Below are 24,329 nucleotides of genomic sequence, written 5' to 3'. Positions count from 1 at the left end.
AATACATATTTCAACAAAAGAAAAGAAGAAATTTTGATTCGCATATCAATGAAAGCTTCGTAAAACAGGTCCTTTCAATCATCATAAATAATTATCGTCATCAAGACCAAAACTTACCGTTTAAAAATTCTAAGTGCTATTTTCAAGTGATTAATAAATATGTTTTTTCACCAAACAATCTCCAGATACGGAAAACCTCATACGAAATAAACTATCATTTCGATTTAGCATCCATAAACCACATTCTATTTGGTAATAAAAAGTATAGTCGCATATCGACGTCTTCTTCGGACGAAGAAAGATTCTTAACCTGCGGCTGTTCGTAAACAACTAAATTTCTCTTAAGCAAGCTTTGCTAACCATATCACGTGGCTTATGTCCCCATCCTAAAGAGGATATCCATAGACTACACAGGTAAGCTCTACTCTCTGAATATTCCTGCTCTCTTCTCTGCACCTCAAAAGCAAAAATTCCTAAAAGCACAGATATACAATCCCTCTTCTTAAGCCACGTCACATTGATTTATAAAGAGTGTTCATTATTTTGCGTGTTGGATAAAAGATCTTAGTACCGTAAGATTCTCTCATTTCAAAGCTGTCTACTAACCAAAACCATGCTCTTGCACATTACAAGCGAATAAAGCCGTATAGAATGAAACTGTACAAAAAAGCACTAAAAATACCTTTTATAAACCATCCACAATGCCAAAAACTGTCGCAACATTGGGAGTTTGCAAAGTGTCTAATGGCACCCAACTTGCTCTTTTATGAAGTGTAAAAATGGAGATGCTCTATAAATTTTATATTATTCATCGGAGCTTTACCATTATACCATCCACGAGCACTGTCGCGAAATGAGCTGGGGCTCCTTAAAGAAAGGTTTCTTTAAAACAAGCGCATAAATTGACAAGCCAGGTGTATTTGGGTTGGGGCGTTCTGTTTTGTATAAGGATTGTGATCTTATTAAAAAACGAGAGAAACAAAAGCGTGAAGCAATGCATAATCTCTATTATTTAAAAGACATTACTCTAGATACTTTTGAAAGTCATAAAACTGAACTAAAAAATGACGGCAAAATAGAAACTGGTTTGCACCTTTACAGCTTCATATTCTCCTCAAATTAGGAGGCTGTATACCGGTTTCAGAGATTATGCCAACAGAGAGATACGTAATACTCTTAACTCCCATCTGGTAAGTAAAAGCGGCAACAGCAAAAGCTCTTTTAGAAAAACAACGCCATAAAGTCATTAATGAACAGGCAATGAATTAGAGAAATGTTCCAGATTTTTATCAAACACTCTGCAAAGCAACAATAATGATACAACTGGCTTTGCGTCTGCTTATTCTTACAGGTGCTCGTACCCATCTCTTACATCAATTCGTGAAGATCAGATTGAAGAGGATATATAGACAATTCTTGGCTCGAGAATATGAAAGGTCTGTGTAATACTACAGGAGATTTCAGCATACCCTTATGATCAGAAGCATTAAAAATTTTAAAACAAGCGTGCTTGTTTTTTCGCAATGATTTCTTTTTTCTGCAACCGGTCGTGGTCCTTATTAATGTGAGTTTCCTATCACAATATATAAGAGAGATTAGTCTGAAAACCTGTCCACGTAGATTTCGCTCTAGTTTACGTAATTGGCTAACAGACTCCACCTATCACACCTCAAAGGGTGAAGCTTTTTACACGCACTGAGCTGCAAATTATCCGCCTCCTCGCCTAGCAGATTTCACCTTCTAACCACTTTAATTACCACATCCTAAATAAGATAGTGTTTTACAGCACAACAGAATAAATATCAAAACAATGACCGATTATACCGTTAATACTTGGACACCTCTCTTTCATGTTAAGAAATATCTTTTATGCTAAAAAATAAAATAAAAAACACTTTTACTGCTTAAATAACTTTCTTCAGCATATATACAAGAAAAAATGAAATCCCCTAACATAATAAATGAGACCTAAACCTAGAAACCTCTATTTTTTATAGATAAAAACATATAAAATCAAAACCTATGAAACTCATAAAAACACAACATGTTTTCTTTGATGATTGAATTCACTCAACTCAAACGAACCTATAAACATCCCTATTCCACATTCGCAACACGTGTTCTTAGAATTCTCACTAGCGTTTTCCAAATTTTTGGAAAAAACTATAAATTTGATATTTTTTAAAAACGTCTTATTTTCTCTTTAATGAATTTAAATCTATGACGTTACAATAGTTTTAAATTACAGCCCCCTTAACTGTATGATTATCTCTACACAAAAGAGAGGGATTTTACGTTCTCCATTTTGAGAACTATAAATTTTGTTTTTTAATGCGATTAACAATAAAATCTTTAAAATAAAAAATATGACCTTTATATATAATGCTTTTATCAAAAATTCCTAATCCATGAATATTAGCAATGTTTTCGATATTATAATAAATGTGTCGTAAAATGACGAACTGTCATAATAATCACTCCTGTGTATTTCATTTAAATAATTTACATGCGTTTAATGTTTGTATCAGGATTTATTTTTTGTTCTATATTTATACAGAGTTATCATTTTTTATAAAAAATGATTAATTGAATCTGCATCAAAATATAAATTATGATAATAATTTAATAAAAATAAAAACACATAGCATATTGATTTTATTGTTTTTACATAGAACGCTATTTAAAGTATAGTCTACCCAAAAGACTATTGCCTTTTTAAAGGCAATAATAACTATGCTAACCGCCTCATAGAAGCCAATAAATTTTTAGAGATTAAGCCTCAAAGAGGCACAAAAAACACGCACAATTTTCTATTTTTCTTTTTACTGTTCGTTAAAAGGTCAGTTTTCAAAGATAATATTCAACTATGAGTTTTCTGCTCAGCCATTGCAAGAATTGCTTAACTTTTTAGGGATTACTTCACTTTTAGAATGATTATAGCTACTGCGCCCCCATAAGCAGCCGATCTTCTTTTAGAGATTTAATTGCTAAAAGGAGATACAATTTTCCACCTTGCGCTTTATTTTCATCAATCAGTAAATTTTCAAAGGCGGCGTTCAACCATGAGTTTTTTAATTTCAGCAATCGCTTTCGCTGGATTTAATCCCTTTGGACAAGTTTGCGCACAATTCATAATCGTATGGCAACGATAAAGGCGGAAAGGATCTTCTAAATTATCAAGACGTTCACCACACATCTCATCACGTGAATCCGCAATCCAGCGATAAGCTTGAAGCAAAACAGCGGGACCCAAATAACGATCACCGTTCCACCAATAACTTGGACATGAAGTCTGACAACACGCACACAAAATACACTCATAAAGACCATCGATTTTTTGGCGATCGGAGTGACTTTGTAACCATTCTTTTGCAGGTTCAGGAGAAACTGTTTGTAACCAAGGCTCAATAACTCGGTGTTGCGCATAAAAGCGATTCAAGTCAGGAACCAAATCTTTAACAACCGGCATGGAAGGCAAAGGGTAGACTTTAATGGGGTGTTTTACATCATCCATACCTTTGGTACAAGCCAATGTATTGGTTCCATCAATATTCATCGCACATGAACCACAGATGCCTTCACGGCAAGATCGACGAAGTGTCAAAGTTGGATCAATATGGTTTTTAATAAACAAAAGCCCATCAAGAATCATAGGACCACAAGCAGAACGATCCACATAATAAGTATCTAAATGAGGATTTTCCTCATCATCAGGCGACCAACGATACACGTGAAATTCCGTCAGCTTTGTAGCACCTTCAGGTTTAGGCCAAACCTTTCCCGGTTTTACTTGAGAGTTTTTGGGAAGCTTAATTTGTACCATATTTCATTCTCCCCTTAATAAACCCGTTTTTTAGGTGCAATGCGCTTTAAATCGATCCCACCATCAGCTTCAGATGTTAATGGGTCCACATGGACAGGTCGATATGATAATGTCACCTTACCCTCTTTTGACAAATGTGAAAGCGTATGTTTCCGCCAGTTTTTATCATCACGCTCTGGATAATCTTCACGAGCATGAGCGCCACGGCTTTCTAAACGTGCTTCGGCAGAATGAACAGTCATGATTGCATTCGCCATGAGATTTTCAAGCTCTAATGTTTCAACCAAATCAGAATTCCATATCAGAGAACGATCTGTGACTTTGAGATCCGACAATTCCCCCCAGATTTTATTCATCCGCTGACATCCTTGTTGCAAAGAATCTTCTGTACGGAATACTGCCGCATCTTCTTGCATCGTGCGCTGCATTTTTTCACGCAATAGAGCTGTTGATATCGCCCCTTGTGCAAAACGTAAACGATCAAAACGCGCTATAATTTCGTCAACAGCTTCTTCATTGAGGGGTGGAATTTCTGCATTCCGATCAATAACTTCCCCCGCGCGAATGGCAGCAGCACGACCAAACACCACAAGATCAATTAATGAATTTGACCCCAAGCGATTAGCCCCATGAACAGAAGCACATCCTGCTTCTCCTACCGCCATCAGCCCTGGTTGAATACGATCAGGCGAATCAGCCGTTGGATTGAGAACTTCCCCGTAGTAATTGGTAGGAATCCCACCCATATTATAATGGACCGTTGGCAAGATGGGGATAGGCTCTTTTGTTACATCCACACCTGCAAAAATCCGAGCTGATTCCGAAATTCCCGGTAAACGCTCGTGCAAGATTGCAGGATCAATATGGTTGAGAACCAAATGAATATGGTCCTTCTTAGGTCCAACACCACGTCCTTCACGAATTTCAAGTGTGATACAACGCGAAACCAAATCACGTGAAGCCAAATCCTTAAAGGAAGGTGCATAGCGCTCCATAAAGCGTTCGCCTTCAGAATTGATTAAATAACCTCCTTCACCACGAGCTCCTTCTGTAATTAAGCAGCCAGAACCGTAAATCCCTGTCGGATGGAATTGCACAAACTCCATATCCTGAAGTGGCAATCCAGCACGTGCGATCATTCCACCACCATCACCCGTACAGGTATGCGCCGATGTCGCGGAAAAATAAGCGCGTCCATAACCACCGGTTGCAAGAACAACCATTTTAGCAGAAAAACGATGTATTGTACCATCATCGAGATTCCATGCCACAACCCCCGTACAAACCCCATCCGTCATGATGAGATCGAGTGCAAAATATTCAATAAAAAATTGCGCATTATGCTTTAAGCTTTGTCCATAAAGCGTATGCAAAATGGCGTGGCCTGTACGATCAGCGGCTGCGCAAGTACGCTGAACAGGTGGACCTTCACCAAATTGTGTCGTATGTCCACCAAAAGGACGCTGATAAATTTTGCCTTCTTGCGTCCGCGAAAAAGGAACGCCATAATGTTCTAATTCATACACAGCAGCAGGAGCATTACGCACCAAATATTCCATTGCATCGGTATCACCCAACCAATCAGAACCTTTCACGGTATCATATAAATGCCACTGCCAATTATCAGGTCCCATATTTGAAAGCGATGCAGCAATTCCCCCTTGTGCTGCAACCGTGTGTGAGCGCGTTGGAAAAACCTTCGTAATACAAGCTGTCTTTAATCCTTGTTCCGCCATACCCAATGTTGCACGTAATCCTGCACCACCTGCCCCAACAACAACAACATCAAATTTATGATCTACAGTGCGATAAGGGGCGTTACCTGCTTTAGCGCCCAGAGATGATCCTGTACCCGCCATATTTGTTTAACCCCCTAATGCAATTTTCAAAAGAGAAAAAATAATGATACCACCTATGAGAAAACAAAATAAAATATTTAACGTCAAAAAGAATATCCGGAAACCTTCACGTGGAATATAATCTTCAATCACCACTTGCATACCAAGTTTCATATAATAAAGGACCGAAAAAGTCATCAATCCCATCAAAATAGCAACAATAGGATGTGCAAGTCTTGCACGCACAATGCTATAGTCCTTTCCCACAAGCGAAAGAATAAGAACAATAAAAAATATCAAAAGTGGTAGATTGATAAACCCTGTCAAACGTTCTAGCCAAAAATGCTCTGTTCCTTCATGAGCACTGCCACGCCCCCGTACTTTTCCAAGTTCCGTTCGAAAATCTTTTTTCATATCTCTTTTCACCCCCAGCTAAACAACGGTATATCCAATAATCCAAATCGCAAAAGTAACAATAAGAGAAATAAACACTGTCGCCCAAGCAGTGACTGTTGCCTTTTCTTTTGCCAAAAGGCAAGGTTTCAGATCCCAAACAATGTGGCGAACACCACCAACCATGTGATGAACCCCTGCCAAAGTATAAAGAAACAAAATACACAATCCAAACCAAGAACTATAAATCTCGTGAACCGTTCTGAATGCCTCCTCCCCGCACGCAATAGCAATTAACCAAACAGCAAGAAAAACCGTTCCAATATAAAGTGCCATACCCGTAATGCGGTGTGCAATGGACATAGCCATAGTAATTGTCCAACGATAAATACTTATATGAGGGGAACGAGGGCGCTCTTTTATCCTAGTTGTCTCTGTCATAAAATATCCTGACCTGGTTTTTACTGCAACCGCAATGAACGAGAAAGTTCGCGCAAAACGACTAAATATATTCTCTCGTTTTCACTTGTTTGGCATCTCAAGATACCGATACTACAGGTCGGTTGTCTCAAATAACGGATTAAAGGTCACGCATAAAAAAACCGATTACTCCACGGATATGATCCGCAAAACTTGCTTTAATCTAATACAATTTTATCTTCACGTCAAAGGTCTAACATCTTTTCTCAAATATAAACAGGCATTTTTTCAGATTAAACTTATCCTTTTGAGTATCCATGATATATGCAATGGTATCTTAAATTGCACCCATGATTAAGGATAAAAAGAGGAAAAAATTGATAGATTAAACATTTTTATGTCCCCTCCAAGCCTTTTAAAAGGCAAAACGAATCACGAAAGACACAAATAAGCGGCATAAAAGCCGCTTTTGCATAAAGTTTAGCCGATATAATCTTTACTCAGCAACTTTCTTTTCAACATCTGTGCTGACAGATGCTGCTTCTACTTTCTCAATAACCTTTTCAGCTTTTTTCCGATAATCTCTCTTTTCAGCGATACGCGCAGCTTTACCTCTCAAACCACGAAGATAATAGAGTTTTGCACGGCGCACTTTACCACGGCGCACCAGCTCAACACCTTCAATCAACGGAGAATAAACAGGAAACACCCGTTCCACCCCTTCACCATAAGAAATCTTGCGCACTGTAAAGGTCTCATTCAACCCACCGCCTGAACGTGCAATACAAACACCTTCATAAGCCTGAACACGCGTCCGCGTACCCTCCGTCACACGCACCATGACACGAACTGTATCTCCTGGCTTAAAGGCTGGAAATTGGCGCTTTTCTTCAATTTTTGCACATTGTTCAGCTTCAAGTTGTGCGATAATATTCATTTCTTTTATCCTTCATGTTCTTTATCGAACAGTCAGAGCGCTCAACTCTTACCAAAAAAGCCTTTATTAAGAATAAGGAGCTCTTTAGGCTATGTCTTACACAGGAGCGAATACACCATTCCTTCATTTTAATTTTGGAACTACAGAAAACCTTTTATAAAAAACTCTCTAAAAAGAGAGCCATGCAATACACTACCTTATCATATGAATCAAGTTTTCTGATGATTTTTATCATAACGCGCATAAAGATCAGGGCGACGTTGACGTGTTAACAATTCGGCTTGGCTTTGACGCCAATCTGCGATCGCTTTGTGATGACCTGAGAGCAATACAGGCGGAATACCCCGCCCTTCGAAAAGAGAAGGGCGTGTATATTGCGGATGTTCCAGCAAGCCATTTTCAAAACTTTCACACCTTGCAGAAGCTGCATTCCCCATCACTCCAGGCAGAAGACGTATAATAGCATCTAAGATAACCAATGCGGCTGTTTCACCCCCTGAAAGAATATAATCACCAATAGAAACTTCTTCTAATTCTCGTGCTTCTATGACTCGCTCATCAACCCCTTCAAAACGTCCACAAACTAACGTTACACCCGTATCACGAGCCAAGCTATGCGCGTAAGCTTGGTCAAAAGGGCGCCCACGTGGACTCATCAACAATCTTGGCGAATCCTGTGGACAACAATCAAGAGCCGCCGCCAATACATCCGCCCGCATTACCATACCCGCCCCCCCACCAGCAGGTTTATCATCAACGCTATGGTGTTTGTCTAAAGCAAAATCCCTAATCTGTACCGTCTCCAGTGACCAAATTCCGCGCTCTAAAGCTTGCCCTGCTAAAGAATACCCTAAAAAACCAGGAAACATTTCAGGATAAAGGGTTAAAACGCGCGCCTGAAACTTCATTTTATTTCTCATCCTTATTTTCTTAAACAGACTCTTAATAGCAAAAATAGCACAAACAAGATTTTTAACGCTATAGCGTTAAATTGAATCTCCTTGATCTGCGCTTTATTCAATACGATCCTTCTAAATACTTGCACTAAAAAAGACTCTAAAAATTCAGAACTATTTCGAGATAAAGTGCTTACAATATCTGCTCAAAAGTGCATTTTTAATATTTCCACACATTCCACTTTTTATTGACGAAATTTATCTGTTATTTTTTCCTTCATCTTTATTTTTAGATTCAAGCTATTTCCTTTTTATCATTGTCTCCCCCATCACTTAAACCAGCTGCCATGGGATCAACAACAAGAAAACCAGAATTCATACAAACTTCTGGTACCGCCGCCTTACTAAAGGGAATAAGGACTCTTTTACCCGTATTCAAACGTATTTCAAGCAAATCACCAGCCCCGAAATTAAAAAAACCACACACTTCACCTAAGATTTTTCCCCCACAATCTTGGACACACAAGCCTATTAAATCGACTTGATAAAACTCATCCTCCATCAAATCATCAATTAATTGATCACGCGTCACATAAAGGCGAATACCTTTTAAAGACTCAGCCGCATTACGATTTTCTATCCCTTTAAAACGTACAATCGCCTTATTTTTTTGTATGCGAAGAGTTACAATTTCATAAGAACGCCCCATATCATCATAAAGAGTGCTGTAAAACTTGAAACGCTGTGGCTCAGCACTTAGAATTTTAACAAAAACATCTCCTTTTATACCATGAGGCATACCAATAATGGCAAGATAGACTTTATTTTTAAGCTTTTCTTTATTATACTTCATACGAAAATATTATCTCTCAAAAATGAACCCTTCAATCTTATAGTTTTCTATTCAATCTTGTTGCCATATGAGACAATCTTCTAAAAGACCTTTCTTGGTAACAAAAACAAATTAATAAAGGAGAAAGTCTTATGGCAAATATTATGCTATTTTACAAAGATATCACGCCAATCAACAAAGTTTCCCATAAAAATCTAAAATTTGCTCCTCCAAGTGATATGTCTTTTGCCAAGGATACTCACTGGGTTCCTTTAGCAAGTACTGAATATTTTCAAGCAGCACTAGACTATCCTATTTTATTTATGTGCGCCGAAGATGAACAAAAAAAACGGCACTACACATCCGCAGCTCTTGTCGGCCTTTCTAATGACGAAAATGACTATATCGCTTCTGATAAAAGTTGGAAAAATAATACTTATGTTCCTGCTTTTGTCCGTCGCTATCCTTTTGTTTTGGCACAAATTAGCAATGAAAAAGAACTTTCTGTTTGCTTTGATCAACAGTCAGGTATGTTTAATGAAGTTGCAGGAACAGAACTTTTTAATTCCGACGGCTCTATTTCTCCTTTTATGGAAGAACGTATTCGTTTTCTTGAAAGTTTTAAAATCGCTATGGAAAAAACCTCTGAGTTTATTGATGCTCTTGTAGAAATGGATCTTCTAAGCCAAAAATCTATCAATGTGAAAAACGATAAAGGTCTCTCAGCTCAATTAGAACATTTTTGGGTTGTTGATGAAGAAAAATTGAATAAATTATCAGCAAGCCAACTTGCCAAACTTCATAAAAATGGCTTTTTAGGATTAATTTTTGCGCATTTGATGTCAACGCACAATCTTGTGAAAATACTCTCTCTCAAAGGTGAAAAGCAACTTATCAATCGTGAAGAGCAACCCCAAAACAAGAATGGTCATTCTAACGATGAAAAATCTAAAAAGAAAGAAACTCTCAACTAGATAATGCCTATCAAAAACGACAAGAGAAAAGATGAAAATATTCCTCTCATTCCAGCAGACCATGCAATTTTAAACGCAAGGAAAAATTGGTTAGAGTGTCTTACCCAAACACGTCGTATGTCAGCACAAACAGTGCAAGCCTATGAACGTGATACGCGGCAATTTTTGTCTTTTCTCTGTCAACACTTAAGTCATACACCAACCCTTACAGATCTTGCTCATTTACGCATCAGTGACTTGCGTGCTTATCTTGCTTATCGGCGTACAAACAATGTAAGTGCTCGTTCTTTAAGCCGCGGAGTAGCAGGCATCCGTTCTTTTTTCAAGTACCTATCACGTGAAGGAATCGTCAATGTTCCGGCGGCTCAACTTATCCGAAGCCCCAAACACCCAAGATCGCTCCCAAAACCTTTAGCGATCAAATCAGCACTTCACATAGTCAAACAAGAAAACCAGCTAGAAAATGAACCTTGGATTAGCGCTCGTAATGCGGCTGTCCTCATGCTTCTCTATGGCTGTGGAATGCGAATATCAGAAGCCTTAAGCCTCACACCAGAACAATTTTCTGATCCTGAAAAAACAAGTTTATTTATAACAGGAAAAGGTGGAAAAACACGCCTTGTTCCTCTCATCAAAATTGTTTCCGAAGCTGTACAAAATTATCTCAAATGTTGTCCATATCCTTTAGTGGATAACCAACCCATATTTCGCGGGGCACGAGGCGGTCCCCTACAGCCCGCCATTATTCAGAAAACTGTACGCAACTTACGAGCAAGCCTTGGTTTACCAGAAACTGCAACGCCTCATACACTGCGCCATTCTTTTGCCACCCATCTTTTATCACGGGGGGGAGATTTGCGCACGATTCAAGAACTTCTTGGGCACGCTAGTCTTTCCACCACACAAATCTATACCCATGTCGATACAGACCATTTGTTAAAAATTTATCAAAAGGCCCATCCCCGTTCCTAAAAGTGTCTCATCAAAAAATTAGAGTGTTTCAACCTCAAGTGCCAAAGCATGGACACAAGTAGCTAACTCTTCTTGTAAAACTTTATAAATCGCTCGATGTATTTCTACGCGTGTCATATTAGAAAAAGAAGAAGATAAAATTTTCACTCGAAAATGTGTTTCTCCTTTACCATCAAAAGCATGTTCATTATGAGAATGCCCCTCATGAAGATGACTTTCGTTAATCACTTCAAGCTTTTGCGGATGAAAAGCATCCTGAAGCTTTCTCTGGATTATTGTTTCTATAAACATTTTTCATTCCTCAAACAAAATGAACGTGCAAAAATACACCTTTTTCATAATAGAATAAGTGTGAAAACAAATTTTTCAAAAGTCAATTCTTGTAAAATTAATCAATTTTGCATAAACCAATAATATGACAATAACATCTAAATTATTCGATTCAATTCGCATAAGCTCAAATAAAAAACAAAACGCTGAGCCAGAAGCACAACAGTGTCAGTGGGAAGGTTGTGAAAAAACAGGGGCCCATAAAGCACCAGCAGGTCGAAATCACGAAGGACAATATTTATATTTTTGTATTGAACACGTACGCGCCTATAATAAAAATTTTAATTACTTCTCTGGTCTTAGCAATAAAGATATCGCAAAATTTCAAAAGGATGCTCTCACAGGACATCGTCCGACATGGCCTACAGATCTGAGCAATGGTACATCGAAAAAAACAGCCGCTAATTATGCAAAGATTCGCTCTGGAACAGCTGCCTATCAAAATCGTATGCGCGATCCCTTCACGCTTTTTACTGGGCAGCATTCAAGCAATAAATTCTCACGAAAATTAAAGCCCTTAGAAGCAAAAGCTTTTGATACACTGGGACTACAGGCAAACGCTTCAGCAGAAGACATCAAAATGAAATATAAAGAGTTGGTAAAAAAGCACCATCCTGATTCCAATGGTGGTAATCGTGCTTCAGAAGAGCGCTTTCGTGATGTTTTACATGCTTATAATTTGCTAAAAAAGTCTGGTTTGTGCTGAAAACATGCGCTTATATGAGTCTATTTTCATTTAGACCATCATTATTTGCGCAAAATGTTACTTTTTTTGCAAAACATTATAGAATACGTAAAAAATCTTTCTTCAATATCTAAGGCTCTCATTATAGAGCATTGCATAAATACTCTAACTCTTGTATCGTTTCTAATGAATAAATAGCATCCTCTCCCTTCCAGAAACATAATGACAAATCTTACCGTTGAAAATTTGCCCGATATTACACTTTGTGCTCGCGATCTATTTCATATTGAAACAGATCTGAAAGTCCCTGCTTTTAGCACAAAAAGTTCCCATGTTCCTGATATCGATTCTGATTATCTTTTTGATCAGCAAACAACTTTAGCGATTCTCGCAGGTTTTACCTTCAACCGCCGTGTAATGGTTTCTGGCTATCACGGTACAGGGAAATCAACGCATATTGAACAAATTGCTGCACGTCTCAATTGGCCTTGTCTTCGCATTAATCTCGATAGTCATGTAAGTCGTATCGATCTTGTAGGAAAAGACGCTATCGTTTTAAAAGATGGCTTACAAATCACTGAATTTAAAGAAGGCATTTTGCCATGGGCTTATCAAAATAATATTGCTCTTGTTTTCGACGAATATGATGCGGGGCGTCCCGATGTTATGTTTGTCATCCAACGCGTTCTTGAAACCTCTGGAAAACTAAGCTTACTTGATCAAAGCCGAGTCATCTCTCCACACCCAGCCTTTCGTCTTTTTGCAACAGCAAACACCATTGGTCTTGGTGATACAACTGGTCTCTATCATGGTACCCAACAGATCAATCAAGCTCAAATGGACCGCTGGTCTATTGTTACGATACTCAATTATTTACCCCATGATAAAGAGGTTAATATCATTTGTTCAAAGGTCAAATCCTTTCAAACGACTGAAGGAAAAAAGATAATTTCACAAATGGTTCATGTTGCTGATATGGTACGCCAATCTTTTATCAATGGAGATCTTTCAACTGTCATGAGTCCACGTACCGTCATTACTTGGGCAGAAAATACAACAATTTTTCAAGATGTCGGCTTTGCCTTCCGATTAACCTTTCTCAATAAATGTGATGAACTCGAACGTGCCACTGTTGCAGAATTTTATCAACGCGCCTTTGGACAAGAGCTTCCCGAATCACTTATTCATGGTGTTTCGCCTTAAGGAATCTGTCACTCATGGCTACCGATATTGGCGACAACAAAAATCCGGCAAAAGATTCTTCCAACAACACTCTTAATATTGAAGCTTTTAAAAAAGCACTTTCCACCTGTATGCGTGCAATTGCAGGCACAAACAACCTTGAAGTTTCCTTTAGTCATAACCGACCATCTTTAAGCGAAAGTTGCGCGCGTTTACCAGAATTACCTCAATACGCAACGAATAAAGACATCACCATTACCCGCGGATTAGGTGATTCCATGGCTCTGCGCAAAGCATGGCATGATAACCGCATTCACATGCAATTTTCTCCACTAGAATCAGAAGCACGTGCTGTCTTTGATGCCTTAGAACAAACACGTGTTGAAGCAATTGGTACTTTAGCCATGGAGGGGCTTGCAAAAAATCTTGATATCATGCTCGCCGATAAATACAAAAGAGCCCATTATCATAAGATTAGCAACCAAAGTGAAGCCCCCATCCAAGAAGCAATTGCACTTTTATTGCGTGAAAAAATAACAAAGCGCGCAGCTCCAAGAGAAGCGGGTCCTGTCTTAGAACTGTGGCGTCAAGAACTCGAACAAAAAGCAGCAGCAGAACTCAATGAACTCCCACATCATATTTACAACCAACAAGATTTTGCACAGATTGTTCGCCAAATGCTTGTTACACTCAAAATGACAGTGCAACAAGCTGAAGCTTCTAACAGTGAAAACAATAAAAAATTAAAAAATGCGTGTGAACCTCAAGACCAAGGAGAAGAAGAGAGTAAAAACAAAAAACACGCTCAAAGTGAAGAACAAACCAGCACTGAACAAGAAAGTGATGTGCAAGATGACGGAAAAACACAAGCGACACAATCAAACAACAATGATCAAGCTGACGGCGAGCAAAAAAATGGACCTTGGCAAGAAAAGCCGAGCAAACCCAAACACCTTTTTTCTGATTCGGAACAAATGGAAAGACTTGGCAATTATAAAATCTTCACCCGTCAATTTGATGAAATTTTGGAAGCAACAGATTTTTGTTCTGAGAACGAGTTAGATCACTTACGCCGTTATCTTGATAAGCAAATCAATCATCTCCAAAACATCGTTGGACGTTTAGCAAACCGTCTCCAGCGCCGCTTGATGGCGCAACAAAATCGCAACTGGAAATTTGACCTTGAAGAAGGATATCTTGATACAGCACGGCTTCCACGTCTAATTATTGACCCCATGCAACCCCTTTCTTTTAAAATGGAAAGCAACACCCAATTTCGGGACACAGTTGTTTCACTTCTCATTGATAATTCAGGCTCAATGCGCGGACGCCCCATTAGCGTTGCTGCAAGTTGTGCTGATATTTTGGCACAAACTCTTGAGCGTTGTGGTGTCAAAGTTGAAATTTTAGGTTTTACCACCAAAACTTGGAAAGGGGGCAAATCGCGCGAACAATGGCTTACCCAAAACAAACTCCATAATCCTGGACGCCTCAATGATTTATGCCATATCATCTATAAAAGTGCTGATACCCCATGGCGTCGCGCACGACGCAATTTAGGTTTGATGATGCAAGAAGGATTATTAAAAGAAAATATCGACGGAGAAGCTTTGATTTGGGCTCATCAACGCCTTTTATCACGGCGTGAACAACGTCGCATCCTCATGGTCATTTCTGATGGCGCTCCTGTTGACGATTCGACACTATCGGTCAACGCCAGCAATTATTTAGAAAAACACTTACGCGCAGTGATTCAAGAAATCCAAACACACTCCCCCATCGAACTCATTGCCATTGGAATTGGTCATGACGTCACACGTTATTATCAACGTGCTGTAACAATTATGAATGCTGAAGAACTCGCCGACGCCATAACAAAACAATTAGAAATACTTTTTAGTGATAAAAGGACTCATTTTCATAAGAAATAAACCTGCCTTAAATCAGCAACGATTACATTTAAAAAATTATTTCTATCATTAAACCATCGGAATTTGATGGCTAACAACCTGAGAAGATAATCCCACAAATTGAATATCGAACTTTAAAGAAGCTTCTACTTTACTGGATGCATTATGAATCCTAAAAGAAATGCTCCAACCATCTTCAAAAATTATAATGAGTTTGTTTTTACTTTCTGGTTTTAGTGCAACTGATAAAATTTTGCTTGGAATTTTTCATTTACGTCCATATCCCAGAGTGCCATTCAAATTAAAAGACTGAATAATTACCCGTTTTTGTCTCGATCTTGTGTTATTTCATTATATTTAAATATTGAAATACACGTATATAGAAAAATATCTCCACTAGACATAGCTCTAAAGTGCTGCTCTCACAGAAAATATAATGCATAGACTTTCACCTTCAGTAAAACAAAAAGATAAAAGTTGTATTTATTATACGCAAAAGAAGAATCATCCAAAGAGGATATTTTAAACACTAAGAATTATTTTATAAAAGAATCAGCATAAATGGATTCATAGCGATTTTTGCCGAAAAATCGCTAAAGCAAGCGAGAGCCAACCTGTTCCTAACCTTCCCAAAACAGTACTCACCACGGGTGATCTATCAACATAAGCTCCCATCTCCTAGATAAAAGAAAAAATCTTTACTCACATAAAATATAAGAAAAACACGAAAAAAAGAATATTACTTCATTCACGAAAAAGAACACACCATTATATATCTTATCCGCACTCCTACTTTAAAGAAACATTCTTCCTTGCTTCCAAGCTTATTTCACGACAGCGCCCATATATGGCATAATGCAAAATCCAGAATCATCCTTTACTTTACAAGCTACAAGCCAAAAGCAAAATCCTACTTTCAAGCTTCCAATGTTTTTAAGATAAATCAATATACTTCCAGCGCCTAATATTGCACTTCTATTACATTAAAGCTCTTCATAAGAGTATTGCTTTCTCAAATGACGTTGTCCGCACGCCAATTCCTCTTATAACATAGGCAAGCAAATGATTTTTATTAACTCAATATAAGAGTATTTAAAACGCGTAAAATTTTATGATATTGAGCTCTTTCACTCAAATGAAAAATATAAGTTATCATTTTAAATCAATCTATTAATAAACATCAGTTGCAATTTCTGTCACATTTAATCATTTGTAAAAAGTATATTAGCCCCTTCTCAAACAAATGACTTTATCTTTTCCTCACAAGAGAATTTTGAAATAAAAAACGCGTTTTGTGTTGGAACTCTTACTTAAGTTGGAAAATGATAAAGTATCCATTATAAATAACGTGCCACACCAAGCATAGCGTACAATTTTCTTGGCTTCATGAAAAAAAGACAAAAATCATTATTTATGACAAACAAAAGAAGAATCATCCTTTGAATGACTTTGATAAAGAGGAAGCTTTACAATATTAAGAATTGTCCCATAAGGAATCAACATCAACAGGCTCATAATAATTTTTACCGAAAAATCACCAAAAGCAAGCGATAGCCAAACTGGTATGCCTATCCCTCCCAAAACAGTACTCTCCACCAGTGAACTATCAGCATACCCTGTTATCTTATCAAGAACAGAAAACGAGCTAGAAAAAGCAAGAGCAAAAAACAGCACTGTATCCAAAGCTGAACCAACCAACGCTGCTGCTAAAGGTGCTTTCCACCATGTTTTACGTCGTAAAGGAGTAAAAACAACAATATCAAGGAGTTGCCCAAATAAAAATGCAAAACTAGAAGCAAGGGCAAGCCGTGGTGTCGCCAATATCCAAGAAACAAAGACCCCCGCAAAAAAACCAGCATAAACCACACGCCGCGCCGCAGATGGACCATAAAAACGATTGGTTAAATCATTGATCAGAAAAGCAAATGGATAGGTAAAAGCCCCATAAGTCAACAGCTCATTTAAATCAAACCAATAGACAGGATATTGAACCAAAATATTAGAAGCCGTAACAGCAAGGCACATTGCAAAAATAGAAAAAACAACATACCTTTTCTTTTGCTGTTCTAATAAAGGACCGCTTGAAGACATTTTTTTTAACCTGGGATATGGAACCAATAAAATGAAACGATCAACCTGCAAAAAACTTAACTTCTAGAACAGAAAACCGAAATCAAAGCGTTAATAAACCAAAAAGAATGGCGCTAACAATTACGCTGCCTGTTCAGCCTTTTGCTCACCTTCTTGCTCAGCTTTTTTCTTAATGATTTGGCGTTTTAGCAAACGCGCACGTTGCGACAACTCTTTATCATCTGCTTTAACTAAAAAACCATCAAGGCCACCACGATGCTCAACAGAACGCAATGCACTTGCTGAAATACGCAAGCGATAACTTTGCTGTAACACCTCTGAAATCAATGTCACATTGCAAAGATTTGGTAAAAAACGACGCCGAGTCTTATTATTTGCATGGCTAACATTATTACCATACAGAACCGTCTTCCCTGTCAATTCACATGCACGAGACATAAACTTCACCCTTAAACTCTAAGAAACTTTCAAATCCCCATACCCAAAGGACACAATGAACGCAAAACACGCGCAATGCAACCTTGAACGGGCATCATTGGGAAGTTTCTTTCTAATAGGGGGTCGACAACAAAAGGTCAAGTCTTTTATAAAACCTTTTTCATCTCTTGTTGGCTCATTTTTCATCTTTTTCCTCAATAAGACGTGCAAATTCCGCCAAAAAGCGTACAAAATGTTTTTTTTAAATATATACCATGTTAGAATAAAAGCCTATTGTCCCGAAAGGAAGCATAAATCATGAGCAAAAAAGAGCCCCCCATGACAAAGCTTCAGGGAAATTCTTGCCGTTTTTCTTCTTTTTTATTTGGAACTTTATGTATTTGTTTTTTTCTTCTCTTCAGTGCATTAGGTATATGGCAAGTACAACGGTTAAACTGGAAAACAAATCTTATCACCAGTGCTAATCAGCGCATTCATTTACCCCCCATAAAAGCCCCCAAAAAAAATCAATGGTCAGATGTTACTTTTGAAAAATATGAATATCAACCTGTTGTTATCACAGGAAAATTTTTAACAGATAAAAATATTTTAGTCACTGCTGCCGCTCAAAATACTACAGGCTATTGGGTTTTGACTCCTTTACAAACTGCTGATAATACACTGATCTTTATCAACCGTGGCTTTATCCCCATGGATGAACGTAATAATTTTCAAAACTCAGAGAAATCGCATACAAATGCCTCATCTCAGCAAAATTCTACCACGGACACAGAACAAACAATGATTATAGGTTTATTACGCATGAGTGAAAAAAATGGATTTTTCCCGCGTAAAAATAATCCTGACAAAAATTTATGGTATACGCGCGATCTCCCCGCTATGGCACAAAAACTTGGTTTGTCCACTGTTGCCCCTTATTTCATTGATGCCAGAAAAACATCTCCACAAGCAAATCTTCCCGTCGTTGGTCTTACGATTATTCATTTTCGAAATAATCATCTCGTTTATGCAATCACGTGGTTTATTTTAGCTGCTGGTGTGTTAGGAGGTTTTCTTTTTCTGCTACGGCAAAAAAACTAAAAAAATACCTCTTCCATCTCAAGTAACAAAAATTTTTAGAATCTTGAAAACTGATAAAGAGTATAAAATCTACCAACTTTCACCTTTGTTAAATAAAGATCATAGGCATACAATGAACTTTATACAATCCACAAAAGATTTACGCGACACTCTTTAAAAAATCATCATAAAACGAGGGTTTATTCATTAAAAATGTAATGCCCAAAAATGTGAAGCAATGCATTATCTCCACTCTATAAAAAATTCACTCTTAAAAAACATTGTCATAAACGCTTTTGAAAAACATAAAGCCAAATTTAAAAATGATAGGAAAGATAGGCACTCATTTTTGCCTTTATAATTTTATATTCTTGTTTCATTAGATTGTTTCCCATTTCAGAGATTATTCCAATTGATATACGTAATACTTTCGCCTTCATATAGTATAAAAGCTAATATAGCAGAGAACATACGGAGGCATTTTTTGTTTCACAACTGCTATGAAGATGAGATGTTGAGTTATAAGCAACAAAAAAAACATTTAATTTCTCAACGCGACTTTTATACCTATCACCACACCTCAAATGAGAGGTTTTTACAGGATAATAGAAAAAGGTGAGCATCCTATATTCTAAAAAGACAGTTTATCCTTTCAGTGTATTTTGCTAAAGGCTTATGCTATAAACGTATAAGCGTGTTTTACTAGAATTTTAACTCTTTCATTTTTAAGGCTTCTGTTATGGGTGTTGTTGCCAAAAATTTTCCCATACCTGATCTTCATCGGGTTCGTCGTGTTCTTTTTTCTGTGTCTGATAAAACGGGTGTGGTTGCTTTTGCACAAGCCCTTCATGCTACTTACAATGTTGAATTAATTTCAACAGGAGGAACAGCAAAAACCCTCATAGCAGCTGGTTTACCCGTAAAAGATGTTGCTGAAGTTACCGGATTTCCTGAAATAATGGATGGGCGTGTAAAAACACTCCATCCTTTGATTCATGGTGCTTTGTTAGGGGTAAGAGAAGATCCTAGCCATAGGGAAGCTATGGAAAAGAACAGCATTCATGGAATTGATCTTTTGGTGGTGAATCTTTACCCTTTTGAAGAGACGATCCTATCGGGAGCTGATGGACAAACGATTCTTGAAAATATTGATATCGGTGGACCGGCGATGATTCGCGCCGCGGCAAAAAATTATGCTTATACCGGTGTTGTAACAGCGATAAAAGATTATGATTCGATTCTAGCTGAATTAAAGCAGCATAATGGATGTTTAAGCTTATCTATGCGTCATCAGCTAGCAATGCGCGCTTATGCACACACCGCTGCTTATGATACGGCAATAGCAACGTGGTTTGCACGGGATTTAAAAATTGAAATTCCATCATGGCAGAGTTTTTCCGGTCATCTTGAAAGTGTTATGCGCTATGGGGAAAATCCACATCAACAGGCAGCATTTTATCGCAATAATGAAAAACGTTTTGGTATTGCAACAGCAAAACTTTTACAAGGCAAAGCGCTTTCTTATAACAATCTGAATGATACAGATGCAGCCTTTGAGCTTGTGGCAGAATTTGATCCGCAAAAAACCGCTGCTGTCGCTCTTATTAAACATGCCAATCCTTGTGGTGTTGCGGAAGGAGAAAATTTGAAAGACGCTTATTTGAAAGCTCTTATGTGTGATAATGTATCGGCATTTGGTGGAATTGTTGCTTTAAATCAAACCCTTGATGAAGAATGTGCTGAAGAAATTGTTAAAATTTTCACAGAAGTGATTATTGCTCCTGATGCCACAATGGCGGCACGTGAAATTATTGCCAAGAAAAAAAATCTTCGTTTGCTCATTACAGGTGGAGTTCCTGATCCACGCTGTGGAGGACTTCTTGCGAAAACACTTGCAGGAGGCATTTTAGTGCAATCACGTGATAACGTGGTGGTGGATGATCTTAAATTGCAAGTAGTGACAAAGCGGGCACCAACTCAAGATGAAATGCGTGATCTTCAATTTGCTTTTCGTGTAGCAAAACACGTTAAATCAAATGCTATTGTGTACGCGAAAAATAGCGCAACAGTTGGAATTGGAGCCGGACAAATGAGCCGCATCGATTCAGCAAAAATTGCTGCAAGTAAAGCAGCAGAAAGTGCGCAAAGAGCAGGCTTAACAGAAACCCTTACAAAAGGATCTGTTGTTGCATCAGATGCATTTTTTCCTTTTGCAGATGGTTTATTAGCAGCAGCTGAAGCAGGGGCAACAGCAATTATTCAACCAGGAGGCTCCATGCGTGATGAAGAAGTTATCGCCGCTGCTGATGCACAGGGTTTAGCAATGGTTTTTACAGGAACACGACACTTCCGCCATTAATAATTTTGCTGATTCCCTCTTCGTATAAGACAAATGTTTCAAGGAATTTTTCATAATCATCGTATAACTATTGATAACTATTGAAATGGAAGCAGTTATTCAATCCAAAGAATCTACACGTGAAGAAGTTTATCACCGAAGAAAATGCACATAATTTAGCCATTGTTTAGGGAAAGAATATTGTTCTTGTTGATATTTTTAATGGTTGCCCTTTCACATGAGGAAAATGTTAAAGGGATGCTATCTTGTATGTAGATGCATACCTGTTATGATATTATAACACAACTCTTTTTAGTAATATGCTCTATTCTTAAACTAAAGAGTGTAATGAAAAGTTTGAGTAGAGGATATGAATATTCTACGTTTTTATAGTAATTGGCGCCGTTATCGTCGAACCGTTAATGCGTTAAGTCGTCTTTCAACATATGAACTCAGCGATCTTGGAATTTGTCGAGGTGATATTGATTCAATTGCACGACGTTATTCGCGTAAATCTTTATGAAAGTTGTTTGAGATATTTGAGAGAATGCTTTGCTCTGAAAAAGCGTGCATTTTGTGATTTGTTATTACGCCTTCATTTGTAGTATAATAATAATAAAGAGCAGAAGAGTTGTTTTTCTCAGCCATTGCTGTGTATTGTTTCTCAAATTTTCAGTGTTTCTGTGATATACAACATTTGATTTATAATGATAATTTAGCGTTATTCATATTGAATTAGAACTCCGAATACCGTGAGATTCTTCCATTTAAAATCTATGTATGTTGAATCAACCAAAACCATTCGCCTGCACGTTACAAGCGGGGAGAGCTGTATGGATAAAAACTATTAAGAAAAGGCTAAAAATGCCTCTTATGAACCATCTCTAGTGCCAAGAGTTGTTACAAACATTGGGCACTGATAAATAGTGTGATAGTGCCGAACTGCTCCTTCATAAGCATAAAGATGGGGGGTGCTTAATGGATTTACCGTTATACCCATCACGGGCATCGTCGCAAAATAGGCTTGGAAGCATTAAGGAATTTTTCTTTAAAATAAGTCCGTGAATATACAATACAATAGCGCTCTGTTTTTCGTGAGGAGTGTAGCCCTATTAATGCAACTCTCTCAGAGATAAATATTGATCCCAACAGCACACTTAAAAACTTATCGAAGATAAGCAACGGCTTAATTTTCTTTCCATATCTTTAAAGATATGAAGATCCTTAACCAGTACTCATCTGTCAACAATGGTCTTTCCAAAAACTTTTTTTCTGGAGCCAATCCCTTTTAGCATCACCTCATGAGATTCTATGAGCAAACCTTGCCTAAAAACATCCAACCCATACTCTAACAAAACTCTTCATGTATAAAATTGATATGATCTTCAAATTTTGAGAATATTACCACAATAAACGATAATGTTTTGCGACACGCAAGATAAAACGCAATATACTATGGGTTGGAATAATGTTCTAATTTTTTATCAAACGCTTTACGGATAAAACGCCAACGAACTTTTTCCTGAAATGCTGGACGAAAATATAAAACAATCTGTTGTGTCCGTTGTGGACCTGTTAATTCTGCAAAATCAATCGAATCTTCAAGACAAATATCTGCGTCAGGCGATATAAAATACCATACTTGTTCGCTCTTCACGTTCTCATTCTTTACGGTTAAACATACACGTTTGCCATCATAGTTAACTTCAACTTGTGGATGAAGATGAAACCGAACAGCAACATGATTTTTTTCATTTTGCACACTCTTGTGTCTCTTTCCCCCTTTATTGGGCATAAAAAAGCGATCAAAACCCTCAATCATATCTCCATTTGTCGCCAAAATAAGACCACGCTCATGAATAAGATTAAAGGGTCGCATATAACCATTATGACTCGCAATAAAACCCGTCTTCTCTGAATCCTCTATACGGCACACTTGAACATCTGTTGGTCCATCAAACAAAAATGGCGCGCCATTTTTCTTTTTATGATAAAAAGCACCTACTGAACAATCATTAAGCGTAGCTGTTGAATGTGCTGCAGTAACACGCCCTAAATGTCGATAATCTTCCCGCCCATCAGGATTAACACCGGTATTGATAATAAAACGGTGCCCTTGTGAAGACATTTCAAAAGACAAACACCCCGAACAAGCCTGCTGTGCTACAGAGCGGGGTGGAAACTTTCCTGTATCTGCAAGCACTGTTGTTTGATTGGCTTTTAAGCGGTGAAATCCTGAATAACGGGCATAACTAAAAGGATGTCCTCCTGTTTCATCAAGCTCCAAAAGTGATGATAACCGTTCCGATACAAGGGGACCAACCCCATTAAAATGGGCCAACGTTTGATCCTCATGGATAAAGAATCGTAAAGCTGGCAACATACGCTCAACAGAATCAATCAAAATACGGGGTGCTGTTTCATTGCTACGCATAAAAAGATGCCGTAACGACAATAAATCCGATAACAAATTCAGCAAAATAACAGGACTACGGGAAATATGCCCACCATCAACTAGGATTTGACGGGAAAGCTCCTCTATAAGTGTGGTTTGTACCTTTTTTTTCACTGCCGCTGAAACAGGCAAAGCAAGAGATGCGAATGTCAAAGCCACTGCTGCTTGTAAACGTTGATCATTGTGCTCCATACTACAAATTGTTACGCGCAAATAACGAAATTGCAAACCAAGTGCACGTAAAAAGCGTTTTTCAAACCGTTCACTTGCCCCTTCTAACAACATTTTCGAATGACAAATCCATGAAATCAAGCGCCGCGCCACAACAGGATCACTCCAAGCAAGCCCTTTTACCTTCTTACCAGCATGGTCAAACCAGTCTTCTAAAAGAGAGCGTGCATGTGCAGAAGCTAAATCACTTCCTGCTGCCTCCATATGGCGCAACCAATGAAAATCATGTAGAGCCGCTTCCCATTCTAGCGTTGGTGGAACCAATGAAAACGGAGAAACAGCACCAGAATGAACAATGTGACCAGCAAAAGCAAAACGACCATGATAAAATTCATGCGCCATCATCGGATCAGCTACATGCAAATCCATGGGATGCGCTAAAATTTTATGAGGACGAAACCCTGAAAACCGCCAACGAAACAATGGTCCAACCCATAAACGCCGCATAACATTCTGTATCGTATCGATACAGGCTGCCACTTTTACCTGAGGAGCTTTTACCGCAACCGCCAAAATTTTATCTCC

Annotated in this window: 20 protein-coding genes; 8 read left to right on the top strand and 12 right to left on the bottom strand. The window is 38.0% G+C overall.

All coding sequences use genetic code 11. The features are described from left to right. Positions 1 to 3,043 precede the first annotated feature (3,043 nt). From ACFIK7_RS01495 to rimM, 7 genes are all read right to left on the bottom strand, one after another. Positions 3,044 to 3,823 (bottom strand): succinate dehydrogenase iron-sulfur subunit, encoded by a 780-nt coding sequence (locus tag ACFIK7_RS01495; protein ID WP_273790055.1) that lies wholly within the window; start codon positions 3,821 to 3,823, stop codon positions 3,044 to 3,046. Positions 3,824 to 3,837: 14 nt separating this feature from the next. Next, positions 3,838 to 5,682: a succinate dehydrogenase flavoprotein subunit gene (sdhA, locus tag ACFIK7_RS01490; RefSeq protein ID WP_375662795.1), complete on the bottom strand. Its 1,845-nt coding sequence runs from the start codon at positions 5,680 to 5,682 to the stop codon at positions 3,838 to 3,840. A gap of 6 nt (positions 5,683 to 5,688) precedes the next feature. Beyond that, positions 5,689 to 6,075: a succinate dehydrogenase, hydrophobic membrane anchor protein gene (gene sdhD, locus ACFIK7_RS01485; RefSeq protein ID WP_273790057.1), complete on the bottom strand. Its 387-nt coding sequence runs from the start codon at positions 6,073 to 6,075 to the stop codon at positions 5,689 to 5,691. Between the two features lie 18 nt (positions 6,076 to 6,093). Beyond that, positions 6,094 to 6,495 carry a succinate dehydrogenase, cytochrome b556 subunit gene (gene sdhC, locus ACFIK7_RS01480; protein ID WP_375662794.1) on the bottom strand — a complete coding sequence of 134 codons (402 nt, stop codon included), beginning with the start codon at positions 6,493 to 6,495 and terminating at the stop codon, positions 6,094 to 6,096. 475 nt (positions 6,496 to 6,970) lie between these two features. Then, a complete protein-coding gene (rplS, locus tag ACFIK7_RS01475) occupies positions 6,971 to 7,411 on the bottom strand; it encodes a 50S ribosomal protein L19 (RefSeq protein WP_273790058.1) in 441 nt (146 codons plus the stop codon). 209 nt (positions 7,412 to 7,620) lie between these two features. Further along, positions 7,621 to 8,319 (bottom strand): tRNA (guanosine(37)-N1)-methyltransferase TrmD, encoded by a 699-nt coding sequence (trmD, locus tag ACFIK7_RS01470; protein ID WP_273790059.1) that lies wholly within the window; start codon positions 8,317 to 8,319, stop codon positions 7,621 to 7,623. Between the two features lie 283 nt (positions 8,320 to 8,602). Beyond that, positions 8,603 to 9,160 carry a ribosome maturation factor RimM gene (gene rimM / locus ACFIK7_RS01465; protein ID WP_375658007.1) on the bottom strand — a complete coding sequence of 186 codons (558 nt, stop codon included), beginning with the start codon at positions 9,158 to 9,160 and terminating at the stop codon, positions 8,603 to 8,605. Positions 9,161 to 9,291: 131 nt separating this feature from the next. Here rimM and ACFIK7_RS01460 point away from each other — a divergent pair, with 131 nt between their 5' ends. Further along, on the top strand, positions 9,292 to 10,113 hold the full coding sequence (locus ACFIK7_RS01460) for a SapC family protein (RefSeq protein WP_375630713.1): 822 nt from the start codon (positions 9,292 to 9,294) through the stop codon (positions 10,111 to 10,113). A gap of 3 nt (positions 10,114 to 10,116) precedes the next feature. Continuing rightward, positions 10,117 to 11,085 (top strand): tyrosine recombinase XerC, encoded by a 969-nt coding sequence (locus ACFIK7_RS01455; RefSeq protein WP_273790062.1) that lies wholly within the window; start codon positions 10,117 to 10,119, stop codon positions 11,083 to 11,085. A gap of 18 nt (positions 11,086 to 11,103) precedes the next feature. On the opposite strand, the gene ACFIK7_RS01450 is transcribed toward ACFIK7_RS01455, so the two are convergent. Beyond that, positions 11,104 to 11,376, bottom strand: a complete 273-nt coding sequence (locus ACFIK7_RS01450; protein ID WP_375622119.1) for a BolA family protein — start codon at positions 11,374 to 11,376, stop codon at positions 11,104 to 11,106. Positions 11,377 to 11,500: 124 nt separating this feature from the next. Between ACFIK7_RS01450 and ACFIK7_RS01445 the strand changes: the two genes are divergently transcribed. From ACFIK7_RS01445 to cobT, 3 genes are all read left to right on the top strand, one after another. Next, the gene (locus ACFIK7_RS01445) at positions 11,501 to 12,121 is read left to right on the top strand and encodes a J domain-containing protein (protein ID WP_273790064.1); all 621 of its coding nucleotides are present in this window, start codon (positions 11,501 to 11,503) and stop codon (positions 12,119 to 12,121) included. A 201-nt stretch (positions 12,122 to 12,322) separates the two neighbouring features. Beyond that, entirely contained in the window at positions 12,323 to 13,303 is a 981-nt protein-coding gene (cobS, locus tag ACFIK7_RS01440; RefSeq protein ID WP_273790065.1) for a cobaltochelatase subunit CobS, read from the top strand. A gap of 14 nt (positions 13,304 to 13,317) precedes the next feature. Then, positions 13,318 to 15,213 (top strand): cobaltochelatase subunit CobT, encoded by a 1,896-nt coding sequence (cobT, locus tag ACFIK7_RS01435; RefSeq protein ID WP_375637339.1) that lies wholly within the window; start codon positions 13,318 to 13,320, stop codon positions 15,211 to 15,213. A 48-nt stretch (positions 15,214 to 15,261) separates the two neighbouring features. On the opposite strand, the gene ACFIK7_RS01430 is transcribed toward cobT, so the two are convergent. From ACFIK7_RS01430 to rpmB, 3 genes are all read right to left on the bottom strand, one after another. Beyond that, positions 15,262 to 15,444: a HaeIII family restriction endonuclease gene (locus ACFIK7_RS01430; RefSeq protein ID WP_375659825.1), complete on the bottom strand. Its 183-nt coding sequence runs from the start codon at positions 15,442 to 15,444 to the stop codon at positions 15,262 to 15,264. Between the two features lie 1,155 nt (positions 15,445 to 16,599). Then, on the bottom strand, positions 16,600 to 17,283 hold the full coding sequence (locus ACFIK7_RS01425; RefSeq protein WP_375662793.1) for a VUT family protein: 684 nt from the start codon (positions 17,281 to 17,283) through the stop codon (positions 16,600 to 16,602). 120 nt (positions 17,284 to 17,403) lie between these two features. Next, positions 17,404 to 17,721 carry a 50S ribosomal protein L28 gene (gene rpmB, locus ACFIK7_RS01420; RefSeq protein WP_273787609.1) on the bottom strand — a complete coding sequence of 106 codons (318 nt, stop codon included), beginning with the start codon at positions 17,719 to 17,721 and terminating at the stop codon, positions 17,404 to 17,406. A gap of 297 nt (positions 17,722 to 18,018) precedes the next feature. On the opposite strand from rpmB, the gene ACFIK7_RS01415 reads away from it, so the two are divergent. The 3 genes from ACFIK7_RS01415 to ACFIK7_RS01405 all read left to right on the top strand — a co-directional run bounded on the left by ACFIK7_RS01415 (position 18,019) and on the right by ACFIK7_RS01405 (position 21,641). Then, on the top strand, positions 18,019 to 18,801 hold the full coding sequence (locus ACFIK7_RS01415; protein WP_375654306.1) for an SURF1 family protein: 783 nt from the start codon (positions 18,019 to 18,021) through the stop codon (positions 18,799 to 18,801). A 718-nt stretch (positions 18,802 to 19,519) separates the two neighbouring features. After that, entirely contained in the window at positions 19,520 to 21,139 is a 1,620-nt protein-coding gene (purH, locus tag ACFIK7_RS01410) for a bifunctional phosphoribosylaminoimidazolecarboxamide formyltransferase/IMP cyclohydrolase (protein ID WP_375659682.1), read from the top strand. A gap of 349 nt (positions 21,140 to 21,488) precedes the next feature. Continuing rightward, positions 21,489 to 21,641 (top strand): DUF1127 domain-containing protein, encoded by a 153-nt coding sequence (locus ACFIK7_RS01405; protein ID WP_273790070.1) that lies wholly within the window; start codon positions 21,489 to 21,491, stop codon positions 21,639 to 21,641. A 930-nt stretch (positions 21,642 to 22,571) separates the two neighbouring features. Here ACFIK7_RS01405 and ACFIK7_RS01400 read toward each other — a convergent pair. Next, entirely contained in the window at positions 22,572 to 24,317 is a 1,746-nt protein-coding gene (locus tag ACFIK7_RS01400; RefSeq protein WP_375643052.1) for a heparinase II/III family protein, read from the bottom strand. Positions 24,318 to 24,329: the final 12 nt, after the last annotated feature.

The sequence above is a fragment of the Bartonella sp. CL266QHHD genome, assembly GCF_042195355.1.
Lineage (GTDB): Bacteria > Pseudomonadota > Alphaproteobacteria > Rhizobiales > Rhizobiaceae > Bartonella.
Note: the sequence above shows the minus strand (reverse complement) of the source record. Positions and strands in the feature narration are given on the sequence as shown.